We start from the raw sequence: 17652 nt of genomic DNA, 5'->3' as shown, positions 1-17652 counted from the left end.
AATGACGGAAACTGTGGCGCTTAATTCGTGACCTTGGTGTTGCCGACCAGTGTCGGCTTCTCGATGTAGTTTTCCGCGAAGATCTTCTTCAGGTTCTCGACCTTCGGGATGTCATTATACGCAATATAGGGTTGGTTGGGGTGCAGCGTCAGGTAGTCTTGGTGATAGGCCTCCGCGGGATAGAACCCCTCGAGCGGTCCGACCTTGGTCACGATCGGTTTCTTGTAGACCTTGGCGGCGTTGAGCTGGGCGATATAGGCCTCCGCCACCTTCTTCTGATCGTCGCTGGTGGCGAAGATCGCCGAGCGGTATTGCGTGCCGGTGTCCGGACCCTGGCGATTCAACTGCGTCGGGTCGTGCACGACCGAGAAGAAGATCTGCAGGAGCTTGCCGTAGGAAACCTGCTTCGGGTTGTACTTGATCTCGACGGATTCCGCGTGTCCGGTCGTGCCGGTGGAGACCATGTTGTAGTCGGCGGTCGCCTTGTTGCCGCCGGCATAGCCGGAAACCGCGCTGACGACGCCAGCGGTGTGCTGGAACACGCCCTGCACGCCCCAGAAGCAGCCGCCCGCGAGCACCGCGGTCTGGATGCCATCGGTGGCCTTTGCGTCGAGCGTCGGGACGGGAATGATCACGGCGTCTTCAGCCGCCCGCGAGGGGGCTGCGGCGAAGGAGGCGATGGCCAGCGCGCCGAGGGCGGCAGCGCAGAGCGACAGGCGGCGGAACGGGCGATTGGACATGGTTTCCTCTTTGGATGGGAGGGCCTGGAGCCAGTCTAGAACGGAAGCCAGGTTTCGGAAATCGGGCGGTCTTCCCCTGGATGCCGAAGATACGGGCTGGGGAGGGGGGTGTTACGGCCGGATGGACACGAGTCTGTGAACCAGCCCCGTCATTGCGAGGAGCGGAGCGACGAAGCAATCCATGCCTCCGCAAGGGGATAAATGGATTGCTTCGCTTCGCTCGCAATGACGGGGGAGAGGATCACACCACCACGGAGAGCCGCTTCGCCGCGCGCGTGATCCCCGTGTACAGCCACCTCGCGCGGCTGTCCTGGAACGCAAAACTTTCGTCGAACAGTACGACGTCGTCCCATTGCGAGCCCTGCGACTTGTGCACGGTGAGCACATAGCCGTAGTCGAATTCGTCGTAGGGCTTGCGCTGTTCCCATGGGATGGTCTCGATGGCGCCGCCGAAGCATTCGCCGCGCACGGAGACCTTGGTGACCTTGTGGCCGAAATCCTCGTCCGGCATCACGCGCATGGTGATGATCTTGGATTTCGATTGCGCGCGCGCTTTCACCCGCCACAGGCCGCCGTTGAACAGGCCCTTCTTGCGGTTGTTGCGCAGGCAGACCAGCTTGTCGCCGGCGACCGGCAAGGGATCCTCGATGTTCTGCCGCTGTCGCATCCGCATGTTGTAGGCGCGGCGGGTGTTGTTGCGGCCCACCAGCACCTGGTCGGCATTCATGACGCGCTCGGGATCGAGCTCGTTGCGCGGCACCACCTCGCTCTCGCCATGGCGGCCGATCTCGAGCTCGCGGCCTTCGCGGATGTCCATCGACATCCGCACGATCGGATCGTCCTGCGCCTGGCGATGCACCTCGGTCAGCATCGCGTCGGGCTCGGCATTGGTGAAGAAGCCGGCGCCCTGGATCGGCGGAAGCTGCGCGGGATCGCCGAGCACGAGCAGTGGACAGTCGAACGACATCAGGTCGCGGCCGAGATCGGCGTCCACCATCGAGCATTCGTCGATCACGATCAGCTTGGCTTTCGATGCCGGCGCGTCGTCCCACAATTCGAAAGTCGGCTGCTCGACGCCGGATTCGCGGGCGCGGTAGATCAGCGAATGGATAGTGGAGGCGTTCTCGCAGCCCTTGTTGCGCATGACCAGCGCGGCCTTGCCGGTGAATGCCGCGAATTTCACCTCGCCGTCGACGCCGTCGGCGATATGTTGCGCCAGCGTCGTTTTGCCGGTGCCGGCATAGCCGAACAGGCGGAAGATCGGCGGTGTGCCGTTCTTACCCGGTTTTGCCTTGAGCCAGTCGGCGACGGCTTTCAGCGCGGAATCCTGATGCGGCGTAAAGGTGGTCATGGGTCTCGGCGGAGGAGAGGACAAGCGGGCGATCGCCCGCCGACTCAGCCCCTCAACCTAGCCATTCAGGCTGCCGGCGCAAGGTGCCGGCCGGCCGCCCCAGGATACCCAAAGATACCCAAGCCATACCCAAGCCTATTGCCAGCCGGGAACGCCGCGCATATCCGGCAGGTGGTGAGCGATACCCTTGTGGCAGTCGATACAGGTCTTCTCGCCCGTGAACAGAAAGCGCTGATGCGCCACGCTCGCCCGCGGCGACTGCTTGGTGATGTCCATCGATTGCGCGCTGTGGCAGTTGCGGCATTCGAGCGAATCATTGGCCTTGAACCGCGCCCATTCATGCAGCGCGAGCTCGAGCCGATTGTCGACGAACTTGTCGCGGGTGTTGATGCTGCCGAAAAGATGGCCCCAGACTTCCTTGGAGGCCTGCATCTTGCGGGCGATCTTGTCGGTCCAGTTGTGCGGGACGTGGCAGTCCGGGCAGGTCGCGCGCACGCCGGAGCGGTTGGTGAAGTGGATGGTGGACTTCAATTCGGCAAAGACGTTGTCACGCATCTCGTGACAGCCGGTGCAGAATTTTTCGGTGTTGGTCAGTTCCAGCGCGGTGTTGAAGCCGCCCCAGAAGATCACGCCGGCGACGAAACCGGCAAGCACCAAGACGCCGAGCCCGAACACCGAGCTCGGCCGGATCAGCACGTCCCATAGTTCGAGGGCAAAACGCCACGGCCGCGCAAACCAGCCTTGGCCTGGCGGCGCCTTGTCGACGTCGCTCATCGGTGGCCACCGGGTGCTGGGCGATTCAGGATGGTGTCGATGTCGACGAAATCATTGGTCACCGGCGGCGTCGTGACGTTCTGCGGAACGTGACATTCCGTGCAGAAGTACCGACGCGGCGATACCGAGGCGAGGAACTGGCCGTCGCGGTCCATGAAATGGGTGATGCTCACCATCGGCGCCTGCGATTCGCCGGTGCGGGCGCGGGCGTGGCAGGACAGGCATTTGTTGCCGTTCATATCGACCTGGTAGCCGTCGATCGAATGCGGGATCACCGGCGGCTGCTCCGGGTAGTTGCGGATCTCCCGTTCAGCGGTGTTGCGCATCGGCGTCATCGGCGGCGCCGGTCCCTCCTCGTTGAGCGGGGCGGGACCGCGCAGGCCGGACGTGACGCCTTGCGCGAGCAGCGAGCTTGAAGCGGCGACAAGCGCAATGGCAAGAACAACGATAGCGGACTTTCCGATCATGTCGTCGTCACCTTCTCGATGCGCACAGCGCATTTCTTGTAGTCGGTCTGCAGCGAAATCGGATCGGTCGCATCCAGCGTCACCTTGTTGATGAGCTTGGATTCATCGAACCAGGGCACGAACACCAGGCCGCGCGGCGGCTTGTCGCGGCCGCGGGTCTCCAGCCGGACGCGGATGAAACCGCGGCGGGATTCCACCTTGACCTCGTCGCCGCGGCGCAGCTTCAGATCAGCAGCGTCGTCGGGGTGCATGAAGCAGACGGCTTCAGGAAATGCCCGGTAGAGTTCGGGAACGCGGCGGGTCATGGTGCCGGAGTGCCAATGCTCCAGCACGCGGCCGGTCGAGAGCCAGAACGGAAAGTCCTTGTCGGGCGATTCCGCCGGCGGCTCGTAGGGCAGTGCGAAGATCCGCGCCTTGCCGTCGGGGAAGCCATAGAACTGAACGCCGGTGCCCTGCTGGACGTAGGGGTCGAGCCCCTCGCGGAAGCGCCAGCGGGTCTCCTGGCCGTTGACGACAGGCCAGCGCAATCCGCGCACCTGGTGATAGGTGTCGTACGGCGCGAGGTCGTGGCCGTGGCCGCGGCCGAACGAGGCATATTCCTCGAACAGGCCTTTATGGACGTAGAAGCCGAAGGCCTTCGACTCGTCATTGGCGTAGCCGGCCTCGATGTCGGTGACCGGGAACTTGTCGACCTGGCCGTTGCGGTAGAGGATGTCGAACAGCGTCTTGCCGCGATACTCCGGCATCTTCGCGATCAGCTCTTCCGGCCAGACTTCCTCGACCTTGAAGCGTTTGGAGAACTCCATGAGCTGCCAGAGGTCGGAGCGCGCCTCGCCCGGCGCCGACACCAGTTGGTGCCAGGTATGCGTGCGGCGTTCGGCGTTGCCATAGGCGCCTTCCTTCTCGACCCACATCGCCGTCGGCAGGATGAGGTCGGCGGCCAGCGCCGTCACGGTCGGATAGGCGTCCGACACCACGATGAAATTCTCGGGGTTGCGATAGCCGGGATAGGTCTCCTCGTTGCCGTTGGCGGCGGCCTGCAGGTTGTTGTTGACCTGGATCCAGTAGGCGTTGAGCAGCCCGTCCTTCAGCATTCGGTTCTGCAGCACGGCATGATAGCCGGGCTTGTCGGGAATGGTGCCTTCCGGAAGCTTCCAGATGTGCTCGGCCTTCGCGCGATGCTCCTTGTTGGTCACGACCATGTCGGCCGGCAGGCGGTGCGAGAAGGTGCCGACCTCGCGCGCGGTGCCGCAGGCCGATGGCTGGCCGGTCAGCGAGAACGGGCTGTTGCCGGGCTCGGAGATTTTTCCGGTCAGGAGGTGGATGTTGTAGACGAGGTTGTTGCACCAGACGCCGCGGGTGTGCTGGTTGAAGCCCATGGTCCAGAAGCTCGTGACCTTGACCTTCGGATCGGCATAGAGCTCGGCGAGTGCCTGCAGCCGGCTGAGCGGGACGCCGGCCATGTCGGCCGCCTTCTCCAGCGTGTAGTCGGAGACGAACTTGACGTATTCGTCATAAGTCATGTCCTGGGCATCGCCCGCCTTGGCGCGGCCGGTCGCCTTCTTCTCCAGCGGGTGGTCGGGCCGCAGGCCGTAGCCGATATCGGTCTGGCCGCGCTTGAACAGCGTGTGCTTGTCGACGAAATCCTTGTTGACCCGTCCGGTCTTGACGATGTGGTTGGCGATCGCGTTGAGCAGATAGAGGTCAGTCTGCGGTTTGAACACGAGGCCGATGTCGGCGAGATCGAACGAGCGGTGCTCGAAGGTCGAAAGCACGGCAACGCGCACATGCGGCGCCGAGAGGCGGCGGTCGGCGACCCGGGTCCACAGGATCGGGTGCATCTCCGCCATGTTCGAGCCCCACAGCACGAAGGCATCAGTGGCCTCGATGTCGTCATAGCAGCCCATCGGCTCGTCAATGCCGAAAGTGCGCATGAAGCCGACGGCAGCGGAGGCCATGCAATGCCGCGCATTGGGATCGATGTTGTTGGAGCGGAAGCCGGCCTTGAACAGCTTTGATGCCGCGTAGCCTTCGAAGATCGTCCACTGGCCGGAGCCGAACATGCCGATGCCGCTCGGCCCGCGCTTCTTCAGCGCGGCCTTGAACTTCTCCGTCATCACATCGAAGGCCTCGTCCCATGAGACTTCGGTGAAATCGCCGTTCTTGTCGTACTTGCCGTCCTTCTTGCGCAGCAAAGGCTTGGTCAGGCGATCATGGCCGTACATGATCTTGGAGAGGAAATAGCCCTTGACGCAGTTCAGGCCGCGGTTGACTTCCGACTTGATGTCGCCGTGGGTGGCGACGACGCGGTTGTCCTTGGTCGCGACCATCACGCTGCAGCCGGTGCCGCAGAAGCGGCACGGCGCCTTGTCCCACTTCATTTCGCTCTCGGCGCGTTCGGTGACGAGGTTGGCGGCACCTGCCGCAACCGGCATGCCTCCGGCGAGCGCCGCCATCGCGGCGGCTTCCAGTTTCAGGACCTGGCGGCGATCCAGCTTGGGGGCGGTCATGGCATTTCCTTCCCTTCATCAAGGGGCGGCCGATCACGTGTCATCACACGTTATCGGCGTCGACGGCGTGGAACACGAGCGAGGCGGAATAGACGTTGGGCAGCGCGGAAATCGTGTTGAGGGTCGCGCCGAGCGAGCTTGCGTCGGGCGCATCCACGACGACCACGAGCTTTCCCTTCTCATCGCGGCCGTAAATCTCGCAGCCGCGCAGTGCCGTGATCGCAGCTTCGGTGGCATCAAGCCGCTCAGGCCGGGTTTGCACGAGGATGCTGGCGATCTCGCCGCCGGGCGGCGGAACGACAGGCTCGGCCTGCAGGACGCGGCCCGTGATGAGCGCTCGGCGGTCGATGGTGGTCTGAGCTCTGATCATGTCGGGTGTTCCTTGAGAAATCGGCTGATCAATGTGGCGGGGGAGGGCCCGGTGGGCCCGCGATCATCTGATAGATCCACACAGCAAGTCCGTAGCTGCCCACCGTGGCCACGGCCAAAGCGGGCATCACAACTGCCGTGAGAAAAAGAAATGCGAAGATCTCCATGCGCCTACGGCGCGGCCTCGCGCTCGCATCGTCGCTGGTTGCCGACATACGTCGTCTCGATTCGATTTGGATTGTGTGGGGGAAGGCCTCGTTGCCTTCCGAAAAAAAGTAACGTCGCTGGGATACTTTAGCACTGATCTAAATCAATGCGCGCCAAAACTATACTAGCTCGAAGCGGATTCGGCGGCGCCGCTACCCGCAAGGTTACTGTTTGGTTGCGGCGCGCGTCTTCCGCCATCCGGAATTGGCAAAGGCTGGACTTCGCGCGCCCCGGCAATACACTGCCGCAAACAAACAAGACGTACGGGAGCGACGCCATGAAATTCGGCATCTTCTACGAGCTGCAACTGCCGCGTCCGTGGAACGAGGGCGACGAGCTTAAGCTTTATCAGGACGCATTGACGCAGCTCGAGACCGCCGACCGGCTCGGCTACGACTATGCCTGGGTCGTGGAACATCATTTCCTCGAGGAATACTCGCACTCGCCGGCGCCGGAATCGTTCCTGGGTGCGGCAAGCCAGCGCACCCGCAACATCCGGCTCGGGCATGGCATCTTGCAGCTCACGACCAACCATCCCGCGCGTGTCGCCGAGCGGGTCGCAGTCCTCGATCTCCTCAGTAACGGGCGCTGCGAGTTCGGGATGGGCGAGAGCGCCTCGATCACCGAATTGACGCCGTTCGGCCGCGACATGGAGACCAAGCGGGAAGTGTTCGAAGAGGCGGTCGCGGCGATCTTCCCGATGTTCACCAAGATCGGCACCGAGCATCACGGCAAATATTTCGATATCCCCTTGCGCAACGTGGTGCCGAAGCCGGTGCAGAAGCCGCATCCGCCGCTCTGGATGGCGTGTTCGCAATTGCCGACCATCGAGCGCGCCGGGCAGCACGGCTTCGGCGCGCTCGGCTTTCAATTCGTCAGCGCGGACGCGGCGCATGCCTGGGTGCATGCCTATTACAACGCGATCACCAAGCGGCTGAAGAAGCTCGCCGATTACCAGATCAATCCCAACATGGCGCTGGTGTCGTTCTTCATGTGCGCCAGGACGGATGAAGAAGCGCGCGCCCGCGCCGACGGCGCCACCTTCTTCCAGTTCGCGCTGCGCTATTATGGCGCGTCGCAGAACCGGCAGCGGCCGGCGCCGGGCACCGTCAACATGTGGGACGAGTACAACAAATGGAAGCGCGACAATCCGGAAGCGCAGGAAGCCGCATTGCGCGGCGGTCTGATCGGATCGCCTGAAACCATCCGCAGGAAGCTGCGCCGCTTCCGCACCTCGCACATCGACCAGGTGATCCTGCTCAATCAAGCCGGCAAGAACACGCACGATCACATCTGCGAGTCGCTCGAATTGTTTGCCAGCGAAGTGATGCCGGAGTTCCAGCACGATCCCGAGCACGATGAATGGAAGCAGGGCGTGATGAGCGGCGAGATCAAGCTCGAGGAGATCGACACCGAGGCGTTCAAGGATCGCTACGGCAAACTGTCGATCAACCCTGGTTCGCAAGCGGAGAAGGCAGCAGCGAGCGGCTGACAAATTTGTAGGCAGCGCCACACTTCACCGTCATGCCCGCCAACGGATCGGCGCGAAGCGCCGCCCGATGACAGGCTCCGGCGGGCATCCAGTGCGCCGCGGCATTTCGGCCCGTGCTCTGGCGCCGGTGGTTACTGGATCGTCTGCTTTCGCGGACGATGACAGCGGAGAGCTGTCTGCATCCCGATTTCGTGAAGGAAATATTTCGCTACGCACAATCCGCGGCTTGAAAGAAACCGCGCGTCCGGTGCCCGATGGCAGTGCGGGCATCGCTATTTTTTCGGGGTCCTCGACAGCCTCATTCGTGCCCCCCATCATTCCCTGACGCCGCATGATGGCGCGCGGATAACGCGCTCGATCGTCAGGAGAATTTGGTAGTGAAGCGTCGCGAGTTCCTAACACTGTCGCTCGGCTCTGCCGCCGTCGCTGCTTTGCCCTTGCGCGCGCAGGCCGAGGCGGCGCTAAAGGAAATTCGTGTCGGCTACCAGAAAACCGGCGTGCTGGTTATCGCGCGGCAGCGCGCAACCTTGGAAAATCATTTCAAGTCGGCCGGCATCGAGGTGAAATGGGTCGAGTTTTCCTCGGGCCCGCCGATGATGGAAGCGATGAATGTCGGTAGCATCGACTACGGTGCGGTCGGCGACTCGCCACCGGTATTTGCGCAAGCTGCCGGCGCGGCGATCGTTTATGCCGCCGGCCAGCCGATCACCAACGGCCAAGGGATATTGGTGCCGCAGAACTCGGCCATCCGCACAATTGCCGATCTCAAGGGCAGGCGCATCGGCTTCACCAAGGGTTCCAGCGCGCACAACATCGTGGTGCAGACGCTGGAAAAGGCCGGCCTCACCTACAACGATATCACGCCCGTCTATCTGACGCCGCCGGACGCGGGCCCGGCATTCGCCAATGGCAGCATCGATGCCTGGGCGGTCTGGGATCCCTATTTCGCCATCGCCGAGACCAAGCAGAACGGCCGCATCCTGGTGAACTCCTACGAGATCACCAAGACCAACTCGTTCTTCATCGCCAACCGCGACTTTTCGAAGAATCACGGACCGATCCTGCAGCAGATCAACGACGTCATCGCATCGACCGCGACGTGGGCGGAGGCGCACCGCAACGAAGTGGCCAAATCGCTCAGCGCTGTGACCGGCGTTCCGCTCGACATCCAGACCGTCGCTGCCAATCGCGCCGCGTTCAAGATCGGACCGGTCACCGACGACATCGTCGCGACCCAGCAGGGCGTTGCCGACCGCTTCTTCAAGCTCGGCCTGATCCCGAAGCAGATCGCGATCCGCGACATCGTCTGGCGCAACCCCCAGAGCTGAGTTCATTTCCACGCAGAGGTCATCATGCGACGTATCATTCAACGCTGGATCACCAGTGCGGTGCTTTCAGTCAGCATTGTCGCCGCCGCCGTCAGCGCGTCCTACGGGCAGGAGAAAACCGTCCGCATCGGCTTCCAGAAATACGGCAAGCTGGTTCTGCTCAAGAGCAAGGGCACGCTCGAGGAGAAGCTGAAGGCGGTCGGCTACAAGCTGGTGTGGACCGAATTCCCGTCCGGACCGCCGCTGCTCGAGGCGCTCAATGTCGGCGCGATCGATTTCGGCAACACCGGTGAAGCGCCGCCGATCTTCGCGCAGGCCGCTGGCGCGCCCATCCAATATGTCGCCTATGAGCCGCCGGCGCCGAAAGGCGAAGCGATCCTGGTGCCGAAGGACAGTCCGCTGAAGTCGGTTGCCGATCTCAAGGGCAAGAAGATCGCGCTCAACAAGGGCTCCAACGTCCATTATCTCCTGGTAAAGGCCCTGGAGAAAGCCGGCGTCAAATATTCCGAGATTGAGCCGGTGTTTCTCGCGCCCGCCGATGCGCGCGCCGCCTTCGAGCGCGGCTCGGTCGATGCCTGGGTGATCTGGGATCCGTTCCAGGCCGCGGCGGAAGCTGCCACCGGCGCGCGCACGCTGGCCGACGGCACCGGCATCGTCTCGAACTACCAGTTCTATTTCTCCTCGAAGAAATTCCTGGAGAGCGATGCGAAGATCGTCGATCTCGTGCTCGCGCAACTGAGCGAGGTCGATGACTGGGCCAAGGGCGACATCCACGCGGTCGCCGAGCAACTCGCGCCGTCGATCGGCCTTTCGGTGCCGGTGGTCGAGGTGGCGTTGAAGCGCCAGTCCTACGGCATCAAGCCGCTCACCGATTCCGTGATCGCCGACCAGCAGCAGGTGGCGGACACGTTCTTTGCCCTCGGCCTGTTGCCGAAACCCATCAAGATTTCAGACGTCGCGCGGAGGTCCGGATCGTGACTAAGCAACTCAACGCCAACATCCTCTGGTTCCTGCCGACCCATGGCGATGGCCGTTATCTCGGCACCTCTATCGGCGGACGCGAGGTGAACTTCAACTATCTGCGCCAGATCGCGCAGGCGGCCGACCAACTCGGCTATTACGGCGTGCTGCTGCCGACGGGACGAAGCTGCGAGGACTCCTGGGTGGTCGCCTCCGCGGTCGCGCCGCAGACCGAGCGGCTGCGTTACCTGGTGGCGGTGCGGCCCGGCCTGCAGTCGCCCGCCGTCGCCGCGCGCATGACCGCGACGCTGGACCGGCTGTCGAACGGACGGCTCTTGATCAACGTCGTCACCGGCGGCGACCCCGTCGAGAACAAGGGCGACGGCATCTTCCTGGCGCATGACGAGCGCTACGAGGTGACGCGCGAGTTCCTCAACGTCTATAGCGACCTGCTCGCCGGCAGGACCGTCAATGTCGAGGGCAAGCACATCCGCATCGAGGATGGTCGCCTGCTGTTCAAGCCGATCCAGTCGCCGCGGCCGCCGCTCTATTTCGGCGGTTCGTCGGATGCCGGCATCGACGTCGCCGTCGACACTGTCGACAAATATCTCACCTGGGGCGAGCCGCCGGCGCAGGTTGCGGAGAAGATCGCGCGCGTGAAGGCGGTCGCCGACAAGCGTGGCCGCAAGGTCTCCTTCGGCATCCGCTTGCACGTGATCGTGCGCGAGACCAATGCGGAAGCCTGGAAGGCCGCCGACGAATTGATCCAATACGTCACCGACGACACGGTCGCGGCAGCGCAGAAGATCTTCTCGCGCATGGACTCGGTCGGCCAGCAGCGCATGGCAGAGCTGCATGGCGGCCGGCGCGACAAGCTCGAGATCAGCCCCAATCTCTGGGCCGGCGTCGGCCTGGTGCGTGGCGGCGCAGGCACAGCACTTGTCGGCGATGCCCAGACGGTGGCGGCGCGGATTAGGGAGTATCAGGACCTCGGCATCGATACCTTCATCATGTCGGGCTACCCGCACCTCGAAGAAGCCTATCGCTTCGCCGAACTGGTGTTCCCGCTGCTCTCGCTCGAGCGGCCGGATAACGTGACGCCGATACGTGTCAACACCGGGCCGTTCGGCGAGACCATCGGCAACGACTATCGGCCGCAAAAGGAGGTATCGGAATCATGAGTCTCATCGACAGCCTCCCGCGCGTCCGCGCGCCAAGATTGCCGCGGGCTGACGGCCTAATCCCCTGGATCGTGCCGCTCGCCATCATCGTCATCTGGCAGCTCGCCTGCGTCACCGGCTTCGTGCCCGCGCGCGTGCTGCCGGCGCCGACCGACGTCGCGCTGGCGGGGTGGAAGCTGCTGTTATCGGGCGAACTGATCCGCAATATCTGGGTCAGCTTCTGGCGCGCCAGCATCGGCTTTCTGATCGGTGGCGCCATCGGCTTTGCCTTCGGCCTCGCCAACGGCCTGTCGCAACTCTCGGCGAAACTGACGGACACCACGCTGCAGATGGTGCGCAACATTCCGCATCTGGCGCTGATCCCGCTGGTCATCCTGTGGTTCGGGATCGACGAGTCGGCAAAACTGTTCCTGGTGGCGCTCGGCGTGTTCTTTCCGATCTATCTCAACACGCTGCACGGCATCCGCACCGTCGATCCGCAACTGATCGAGATGGGCCGCATCTATGGCATGACCGACGGCGAATTGTTCCGCCGCGTGATCTTCCCGGGCGCGCTGCCGTCGATCTTCGTCGGCCTGCGCTTTGCGCTCGGCATCATGTGGTTGACGCTGATCGTGGCCGAGACCATCGCGGCGTCCTCGGGGCTCGGCTATATGGCGATGCAGGCGCGCGAATTCATGCTGATCGACGTCGTCGTGCTTTCGATCCTGATCTACGCCCTGCTCGGTAAGCTCGCCGACAGCGCATCGCGCGCGCTGGAGCGGCTGACGCTGTCCTGGCATCCGGCCTTCCAGAAACATTGAGGAACTGAGGAAGAAATATGCAGGAAGTCCTTCGTTTTCGTCCGCTCGAGGCCGAGGCTGTCGCGCGCGAGGATTTCGTCGAGGAGGCGCGCCAGTTCCGCCGTAGCCCCGACGTGCCGTCGCGCGGGCTGTCGCTGACCATCCGCGGCTTGCGCAAATCGTTCGGCGACAATGAGGTGCTGCGCGGCATCGACCTGCACATTCCGGCCGGCCAATCGGTCGCGATCGTCGGCCGCAGCGGCTGCGGCAAGAGCACGCTGCTCCGGCTGATCGCGGGGCTGGAGAAGCCGACGGCGGGCAGCATCGGTTTCGGCGAGCAGGCGCGCGCGGAAGATATCCGCGTCATGTTCCAGGAGCCGCGGCTGCTGCCTTGGGCGCGCGTGCTGTCGAATGTCGAAGTCGGCCTCGGCCGCGAGCGCTCGTCCGCCAATGCACAGGCGCGCGCCGAGAAGGCGCTGGTCGAGGTCGGCCTCGGCGAGAAGCGCGGGCAATGGCCTTCGGTGCTCTCGGGCGGCCAGAAGCAGCGCGTCGCGCTGGCCCGCGCGCTGGTCAGCCAGCCCCGGGTGCTGGCGTTCGACGAGCCGCTCGGCGCGCTCGACGCGCTGACGCGGATCTCGATGCAGCGGCTGCTCGAGCGGGTCTGGCGCGATCAGGGTTTTACCGCGATCCTGGTGACGCATGACGTCTCGGAAGCGGTGGCGCTCGCCGACCGGGTGCTGGTCATTGAAAACGGCCGCATCGCGCACGATTTCAATGTCGACGTCGCGCGCCCGCGCGAGCGCGGCTCGGCCGAACTCGCGGCGCTCGAGGGCGCGATCCTGAAGAATCTCCTGGAAGGCACCGAAGACACTTCCGACGACCTGTGAGGCCCGCATGAACTCCGCCGTCCGCAACATCGCGATCGATCCCGTGGTCACCTCCGACGAGTTTCGCGGCGCCATGCGCCATCTGACCGGCGGGGTCAGCGTCATCACGGCGGGGCGCGGCAAGGACATCTCCGGGATGACGGTGACTTCGGTCTCCTCGCTGTCGGTCGAGCCGGCCTCGCTGATCGTGAGCCTCAACCGCGCCGCATCGTCCTGGCCGCTGGTCAAGCGCCACGGCTTTTTCGGCGTGAACATCCTGAGTTCGGACCAGGTCGAGATCGCCGAGCGCTTCACCGGCAAGGGCGGGCTGAAAGGCGCCGAGCGCTTTGCCGGCGCCGAATGGACGACGCGCGCCTCCGGCGTGCCGCTTCTGGTCGGCGCGCTGGCGGCGATCGATTGCGAGGTCGAGGACGTCGTGGAGCGTCATTCGCACGCAATCGTCATCGGGCGCGTGCTCGACCTGCAGGTCTCCTCGCGCACGGGAGCGCTCGCCTATTGGCAGGGGCGCTATGTCGCCGTCGACCAGGACGAGGATGCCGCCAAGCTGGCCGACGTCAGCGTACCCACACGCGGCGTGCATCTGCGTTAAGGGTCGATGACTTCTCTTTGAAGCGGAATTCCGGGTGAGGGGAGCCTCCGCGAGCGCAACTGCTATCGTATTCGCGGAGACAGCCCCTCACCCCAACCCGCTCCCATAAGAACGGGGCGAGGAAGAACGGCCGTCATCGCTTTTGGGAACGGACACGCCAGCCGTGGCGTTTTGCCTCCTCGCGCAATAGAAGGCATCAGTCTTCTATTGCCGGAAGGGAACGAAGCGCGTCATGGGCTCGATGAAACGTCTTGCAACCTGGGTCTTCTACGGCATCGGTGCGCTCGCGATCGCCTATCTCGCGCTCTATGCCTATGTCGCCTTCACTGGGCGCGACTTTACGCCCGGTGATCCCATTCACATCTTCCGCAAGCCGGACGCGCCGAGTTATTCGTAGCTCCATGCGTCATTGCGAGGAGCGAAGCGACGAAGCAATCCATGCCTCCGCGTGCGGCGCTATGGATTGCTTCGCTGCGTTCGCAATGGCGGTGGTGGCGATTACCCGGCCGTCGCCAGGCGCTGATAGTCCGCCGTGCCCGATCCCGCGGGCGGGATCGGCAGGCCGCCATCGGCATATTCGTTCAGCTTGTTGCGCAGCGTGCGGATCGAAATGCCGAGGATGTTGGCGGCATGGGTGCGGTTGCCGAGGCAGTGCTTCAGCGTCTCCAGGATCAGATCGCGCTCGACGTCGGCAACGGTACGGCCGACCAGCGCGCGCGTCACCTGCTCGGCGGCGAGGGTGGCGTGAGCGACCGCGGGCGCGGTCTTGGCGAGGTCGAGGCGGTCGCCGTCCGGAGTCACGATGGCATCGGGGCCGATCTCGTCGCCCTGCGCCATCAGCACGGAGCGGTGGATGGTGTTTTCAAGCTCGCGGACGTTGCCCGGCCAGCGGTTCGTGGTCAGCACCCGCCGTGCCTCGGATGACAGCGGCCGCGCCGACACGCCATTGGCCTCGGCGTATTTCTTCGCGAAATGTTGCGCCAACTCCAGGATGTCGGCCGGCCGGTCGCGCAGCGGCGGGATCTTCAGGTTGACGACATTGAGGCGGAACAAGAGGTCCTCGCGGAAGGTGCCGGCGCGCACGGCGTCCGCGAGATTGCGGTTCGAGGTCGCGATGATGCGGATGTCGACAGGCACCGGCTTGGCACCGCCGACGCGGTCGATCACGCGCTCCTGGATCGCGCGCAGCAATTTCGATTGCAGCCGCACGTCCATTTCCGAGATTTCATCGAGCAACAGCGTGCCGCCGGTGGCTTCCTCGAACTTGCCGATACGGCGCGCGATCGCGCCGGTGAACGCGCCCTTCTCGTGGCCGAACAATTCGGATTCCAGCAGATGCTCGGGGATCGCGGCGCAATTGATCGAGATGAACGGCCGTTTGGCGCGCGCCGAGCGGGAATGGACGTAGCGCGCCAGCACTTCCTTGCCGGTCCCGGATTCGCCGGTGATCATCACGGAGGCGTCCGAGCCCGCGATCTGCTGCGCCAGCTTGATCACACGGCCCATGGCTTCGTCGCGGTAGACGAGGTCGCGGGAATCATTTGCGACCGCGGCGAGTACGGCGGCGATCAATTCCGGCTCCGGGGGCAACGGGATGTATTCCTTGGCGCCGGCGCGGATCGCCGCCACCGCGGCGCGGGCATCGTTGGAGATACCGCAGGCGACGATCGGCACGTGGATGTGCTCGGCTTCCAGGCGCATCACGAGGTCGCGAATGTCGAGGCCGACATCGACCAGCAGCAGGTCGGCGCCCTTGCCGCCGCGGAGCACCGCCATCGCCTGCTCGTTGCCTTCCGCGTGCGTCACGGAGGCGCCGTTGTCCATCGCGATCTTGGTGGCGGTCGTGAGCTGGCCCTTGAGGGTGCCGACGATGAGAAGCCGCATGAGTGTCTCCTGTCTCCCGCGCGTCCGTCGCGCGTCTATCGGTTAAAGGCTAGCTACGCTCTGCCTTGATGATTTCGGTCATGGTCACGCCGAGCTTGTCCTCGACCAGCACCACTTCGCCGCGCGCCACCAGGCGGTTGTTGACATAGATATCGATGGCCTCGCCGACCCGGCGGTCGAGCTCGAGCACGGTGCCGGGGCCGAGCTTCAGGAGCTGGCCGACATCCATCTTGGAGCGGCCGAGCACGGCCGAGACCTGCACCGGCACGTCGAAGACGGCTTCGAGGTCGGAGGCGATGCGCGAAGCATGTTCGTCCTCGTTATAGCCCACATCGTCGTCCCTTGGTGCGTCCGCCGAGTTGAGGTCGGGGAGCGGGACATGTGTGTCGGTGTCACTCATCGTCGATCCTTTGGCTCAATCCTCATGGCCGTTGGTCACGGGACGCCATGTAGCGTCCGACAAGTTCGTTGATCTTGGCGTCGATCGCCGCGCGTTCCAGCACGATGCCGCCGTCGGCCCATTCGATCCGGCAGTCGCCGATCGCAATGGTCGGCTCGGCCAGGATCACGAGGCGACCCTGAAAGCCGCTCTGCGCGGCCAGCCGCTCGATCTTATCGCGCGCGCCCTCGTATAGCGCATCATTGATGCGGACCACGATGTGAGGTGTCGAGACCAGATGCGAGAAGCAGTCGGACACCAGCGCCGTGATCTCGCCAAGCGGTTCGCGCGCGATCATTTCGCCGCACAATTTGCGCGCGACCGAGACCGCGACGTCGACGGCTTCGGTCTCCATCCGCGCCTCGATGCCGGAAAAGCGCGACGCGATGGTCTTGATCGCAAGCCCGATCTCTTCCAGCGCGAGCGCGGCGCGGCGGTCGCTCTCCACCTTCGCTTCGTGCTGGGCGGCATCGTAGCCGTTGCGATAGGCGCGCGCTTCGGCTTCCGCGACCTTCTGGGCGATCTCGGCGGCGGTTGCGGCGCGCTCGCGCGACTTGGCGGGGACCGAGAAGTCGGTATCGAACAGGAATTTTGCGGGCGCGGCCATCAGTACACCAGTTCGTCGTCGGCGCGGTTCTTGGTCAGCATGATCTCGCCCTTGGCGGCGAGGTCCTTGGCGAGATTGACGAGCAGCGCCTGCGCCTCGTCGACGTCGCGCAGGCGCACCGGTCCCATCGCCGCCATGTCATCCATCAGCATCTTGCCGGCGCGAGAGGACATGTTGCCGAGGAAGAAGTTGCGGACCTCCTCATTGGCGCTCTTCAGCGCAATGCCAAGCTTCTCCTTGTCGACATGACGCATCAATGTCTGGGCCGAGCCGGAATCGAGCTTGACCAGGTCGTCGAAGGTGAACATCAGCGCCTTGATGCGTTCGGCGGATTCGCGGTTTTCCTCTTCCAGCGAGGTGATGAAGCGCGTTTCGGTCTGGCGGTCGAAATTGTTGAAGATCTCGGCCATCACCTCATGGGCGTCGCGGCGGCGGGTCTGCGACAAGTTGGACATGAATTCGGTGCGCAGCGTCTGCTCGACGCGCTCGATTACTTCCTTCTGCACAGCCTCCATCCGCAGCATGCGGCCGACGACATCGAGAGCGATATCCTCGGGCAGGATCGCCAGCACGCGCGCGGCGTGCTCGGACTTCAGCTTCGACAGCACCACGGCGATGGTCTGCGGATATTCGTTCTTGAGATAGTTGGCGAGCACCTCTTCCTGGACGTTGGAGAGCTTCTCCCACATGTTGCGGCCCGCGGGCCCGCGGATCTCGTCCATGATGCCGCTGACGCGGTCGGCCGGCAGATATTGCTGCAGCAGCCGCTCGGTGGCGTCGAAATTGCCCATCAGCGCGCCGGAGGCCGACATCCGCGAGACGAATTCGAGCAAGAGGTCCTCGACCACGTCGGCTTCCACGGTGCCGAGCGTCGACATCGCCATCGATAGCTCGCGCACCTCGTCATCGTCGAGCAGCGACCAGACCTTGCCGCCATATTTCTCGCCGAGCGCCAGCATCAGGATCGCCGCGCGCTTCGGACCGGAGATCGGCTTGCTCTTCGGACGGTCGCCCTGACGGCTCGACAGGGTCGAGATGACGCTCGTGATGTCGTTGGCGTTTGCGGTTTGCGGGACGCTGGCCAT

Annotated in this window: 19 protein-coding genes; 8 read left to right on the top strand and 11 right to left on the bottom strand. The window is 64.0% G+C overall.

The genetic code is table 11. From position 1 onward, the window contains the following. Positions 1 to 20: 20 nt before the first annotated feature. The 7 genes from msrA to napE form a co-directional block, all read right to left on the bottom strand. Positions 21 to 740, bottom strand: a complete 720-nt coding sequence (gene msrA, locus AC5ZG1_RS27720; protein WP_456644824.1) for a peptide-methionine (S)-S-oxide reductase MsrA — start codon at positions 738 to 740, stop codon at positions 21 to 23. 241 nt (positions 741 to 981) lie between these two features. Then, positions 982 to 2091: an ATP-dependent DNA helicase gene (locus tag AC5ZG1_RS27715; protein WP_456644825.1), complete on the bottom strand. Its 1110-nt coding sequence runs from the start codon at positions 2089 to 2091 to the stop codon at positions 982 to 984. A gap of 135 nt (positions 2092 to 2226) precedes the next feature. After that, on the bottom strand, positions 2227 to 2865 hold the full coding sequence (locus AC5ZG1_RS27710; RefSeq protein WP_496134654.1) for a NapC/NirT family cytochrome c: 639 nt from the start codon (positions 2863 to 2865) through the stop codon (positions 2227 to 2229). Beyond that, positions 2862 to 3332, bottom strand: a complete 471-nt coding sequence (locus AC5ZG1_RS27705) for a nitrate reductase cytochrome c-type subunit (protein WP_028165374.1) — start codon at positions 3330 to 3332, stop codon at positions 2862 to 2864. Before AC5ZG1_RS27705 ends, AC5ZG1_RS27710 begins: the two co-directional genes overlap by 4 nt. Beyond that, the gene (napA, locus tag AC5ZG1_RS27700; protein WP_496134653.1) at positions 3329 to 5842 is read right to left on the bottom strand and encodes a periplasmic nitrate reductase subunit alpha; all 2514 of its coding nucleotides are present in this window, start codon (positions 5840 to 5842) and stop codon (positions 3329 to 3331) included. The genes AC5ZG1_RS27705 and napA overlap by 4 nt, the downstream gene beginning before the upstream one ends. Positions 5843 to 5885: 43 nt before the next feature. Next, positions 5886 to 6212 carry a chaperone NapD gene (locus tag AC5ZG1_RS27695; protein WP_028165372.1) on the bottom strand — a complete coding sequence of 109 codons (327 nt, stop codon included), beginning with the start codon at positions 6210 to 6212 and terminating at the stop codon, positions 5886 to 5888. Positions 6213 to 6240: 28 nt separating this feature from the next. After that, positions 6241 to 6426, bottom strand: coding sequence for a periplasmic nitrate reductase, NapE protein (napE, locus tag AC5ZG1_RS27690; protein ID WP_028165371.1), 186 nt, complete (start codon positions 6424 to 6426; stop codon positions 6241 to 6243). Positions 6427 to 6695: 269 nt separating this feature from the next. On the opposite strand from napE, the gene AC5ZG1_RS27685 reads away from it, so the two are divergent. The 8 genes from AC5ZG1_RS27685 to AC5ZG1_RS27650 all read left to right on the top strand — a co-directional run bounded on the left by AC5ZG1_RS27685 (position 6696) and on the right by AC5ZG1_RS27650 (position 14034). Continuing rightward, positions 6696 to 7910: an LLM class flavin-dependent oxidoreductase gene (locus AC5ZG1_RS27685; RefSeq protein WP_496134652.1), complete on the top strand. Its 1215-nt coding sequence runs from the start codon at positions 6696 to 6698 to the stop codon at positions 7908 to 7910. A 377-nt stretch (positions 7911 to 8287) separates the two neighbouring features. Beyond that, positions 8288 to 9238, top strand: a complete 951-nt coding sequence (locus tag AC5ZG1_RS27680) for an aliphatic sulfonate ABC transporter substrate-binding protein (protein WP_456644829.1) — start codon at positions 8288 to 8290, stop codon at positions 9236 to 9238. A 24-nt stretch (positions 9239 to 9262) separates the two neighbouring features. Further along, positions 9263 to 10216 (top strand): sulfonate ABC transporter substrate-binding protein, encoded by a 954-nt coding sequence (locus tag AC5ZG1_RS27675; protein ID WP_456644830.1) that lies wholly within the window; start codon positions 9263 to 9265, stop codon positions 10214 to 10216. Next, a complete protein-coding gene (gene ssuD, locus AC5ZG1_RS27670) occupies positions 10213 to 11379 on the top strand; it encodes an FMNH2-dependent alkanesulfonate monooxygenase (RefSeq protein WP_496134651.1) in 1167 nt (388 codons plus the stop codon). The genes AC5ZG1_RS27675 and ssuD overlap by 4 nt, the downstream gene beginning before the upstream one ends. After that, the gene (locus AC5ZG1_RS27665; RefSeq protein ID WP_496134650.1) at positions 11376 to 12182 is read left to right on the top strand and encodes an ABC transporter permease subunit; all 807 of its coding nucleotides are present in this window, start codon (positions 11376 to 11378) and stop codon (positions 12180 to 12182) included. Before ssuD ends, AC5ZG1_RS27665 begins: the two co-directional genes overlap by 4 nt. Positions 12183 to 12199: 17 nt before the next feature. Continuing rightward, entirely contained in the window at positions 12200 to 13048 is an 849-nt protein-coding gene (locus tag AC5ZG1_RS27660) for an ATP-binding cassette domain-containing protein (protein ID WP_496134649.1), read from the top strand. A 7-nt stretch (positions 13049 to 13055) separates the two neighbouring features. After that, on the top strand, positions 13056 to 13637 hold the full coding sequence (locus AC5ZG1_RS27655) for a flavin reductase family protein (RefSeq protein ID WP_496134648.1): 582 nt from the start codon (positions 13056 to 13058) through the stop codon (positions 13635 to 13637). Between the two features lie 232 nt (positions 13638 to 13869). After that, positions 13870 to 14034 (top strand): hypothetical protein, encoded by a 165-nt coding sequence (locus tag AC5ZG1_RS27650; RefSeq protein ID WP_165435215.1) that lies wholly within the window; start codon positions 13870 to 13872, stop codon positions 14032 to 14034. A 101-nt stretch (positions 14035 to 14135) separates the two neighbouring features. On the opposite strand, the gene flbD is transcribed toward AC5ZG1_RS27650, so the two are convergent. From flbD to fliG, 4 genes are read right to left on the bottom strand one after another with little or no spacing between them, the layout of a single operon-like run. Next, positions 14136 to 15521, bottom strand: a complete 1386-nt coding sequence (gene flbD, locus AC5ZG1_RS27645) for a sigma-54-dependent transcriptional regulator FlbD (RefSeq protein WP_496134647.1) — start codon at positions 15519 to 15521, stop codon at positions 14136 to 14138. A 49-nt stretch (positions 15522 to 15570) separates the two neighbouring features. Continuing rightward, a complete protein-coding gene (gene fliN / locus AC5ZG1_RS27640; RefSeq protein WP_028165361.1) occupies positions 15571 to 15921 on the bottom strand; it encodes a flagellar motor switch protein FliN in 351 nt (116 codons plus the stop codon). A 22-nt stretch (positions 15922 to 15943) separates the two neighbouring features. Next, the gene (locus AC5ZG1_RS27635) at positions 15944 to 16567 is read right to left on the bottom strand and encodes a FliH/SctL family protein (RefSeq protein ID WP_496134646.1); all 624 of its coding nucleotides are present in this window, start codon (positions 16565 to 16567) and stop codon (positions 15944 to 15946) included. After that, positions 16567 to 17652 (bottom strand): flagellar motor switch protein FliG, encoded by a 1086-nt coding sequence (fliG, locus tag AC5ZG1_RS27630; protein WP_028165359.1) that lies wholly within the window; start codon positions 17650 to 17652, stop codon positions 16567 to 16569. Before fliG ends, AC5ZG1_RS27635 begins: the two co-directional genes overlap by 1 nt.

The sequence above is a fragment of the Bradyrhizobium sp. Leo78 genome, assembly GCF_059512425.1.
Note: the sequence above shows the minus strand (reverse complement) of the source record. Positions and strands in the feature narration are given on the sequence as shown.

Coding starts and splice junctions, on each gene's coding strand:
- fliN (WP_028165361.1), bottom strand. CDS start 15,921: ATGAGTGACACCGACACACATGTCCCGCTCCCCGACCTCAACTCGGCG.
- AC5ZG1_RS27665 (WP_496134650.1), top strand. CDS start 11,376: ATGAGTCTCATCGACAGCCTCCCGCGCGTCCGCGCGCCAAGATTGCCG.
- fliG (WP_028165359.1), bottom strand. CDS start 17,652: ATGGCCAGCGTCCCGCAAACCGCAAACGCCAACGACATCACGAGCGTC.
- AC5ZG1_RS27705 (WP_028165374.1), bottom strand. CDS start 3,332: ATGATCGGAAAGTCCGCTATCGTTGTTCTTGCCATTGCGCTTGTCGCC.
- napA (WP_496134653.1), bottom strand. CDS start 5,842: ATGACCGCCCCCAAGCTGGATCGCCGCCAGGTCCTGAAACTGGAAGCC.
- flbD (WP_496134647.1), bottom strand. CDS start 15,521: ATGCGGCTTCTCATCGTCGGCACCCTCAAGGGCCAGCTCACGACCGCC.
- napE (WP_028165371.1), bottom strand. CDS start 6,426: ATGTCGGCAACCAGCGACGATGCGAGCGCGAGGCCGCGCCGTAGGCGC.
- AC5ZG1_RS27650 (WP_165435215.1), top strand. CDS start 13,870: ATGGGCTCGATGAAACGTCTTGCAACCTGGGTCTTCTACGGCATCGGT.
- msrA (WP_456644824.1), bottom strand. CDS start 740: ATGTCCAATCGCCCGTTCCGCCGCCTGTCGCTCTGCGCTGCCGCCCTC.
- AC5ZG1_RS27635 (WP_496134646.1), bottom strand. CDS start 16,567: ATGGCCGCGCCCGCAAAATTCCTGTTCGATACCGACTTCTCGGTCCCC.
- AC5ZG1_RS27710 (WP_496134654.1), bottom strand. CDS start 2,865: ATGAGCGACGTCGACAAGGCGCCGCCAGGCCAAGGCTGGTTTGCGCGG.
- AC5ZG1_RS27660 (WP_496134649.1), top strand. CDS start 12,200: ATGCAGGAAGTCCTTCGTTTTCGTCCGCTCGAGGCCGAGGCTGTCGCG.
- AC5ZG1_RS27715 (WP_456644825.1), bottom strand. CDS start 2,091: ATGACCACCTTTACGCCGCATCAGGATTCCGCGCTGAAAGCCGTCGCC.
- AC5ZG1_RS27685 (WP_496134652.1), top strand. CDS start 6,696: ATGAAATTCGGCATCTTCTACGAGCTGCAACTGCCGCGTCCGTGGAAC.
- AC5ZG1_RS27655 (WP_496134648.1), top strand. CDS start 13,056: ATGAACTCCGCCGTCCGCAACATCGCGATCGATCCCGTGGTCACCTCC.
- AC5ZG1_RS27675 (WP_456644830.1), top strand. CDS start 9,263: ATGCGACGTATCATTCAACGCTGGATCACCAGTGCGGTGCTTTCAGTC.
- AC5ZG1_RS27695 (WP_028165372.1), bottom strand. CDS start 6,212: ATGATCAGAGCTCAGACCACCATCGACCGCCGAGCGCTCATCACGGGC.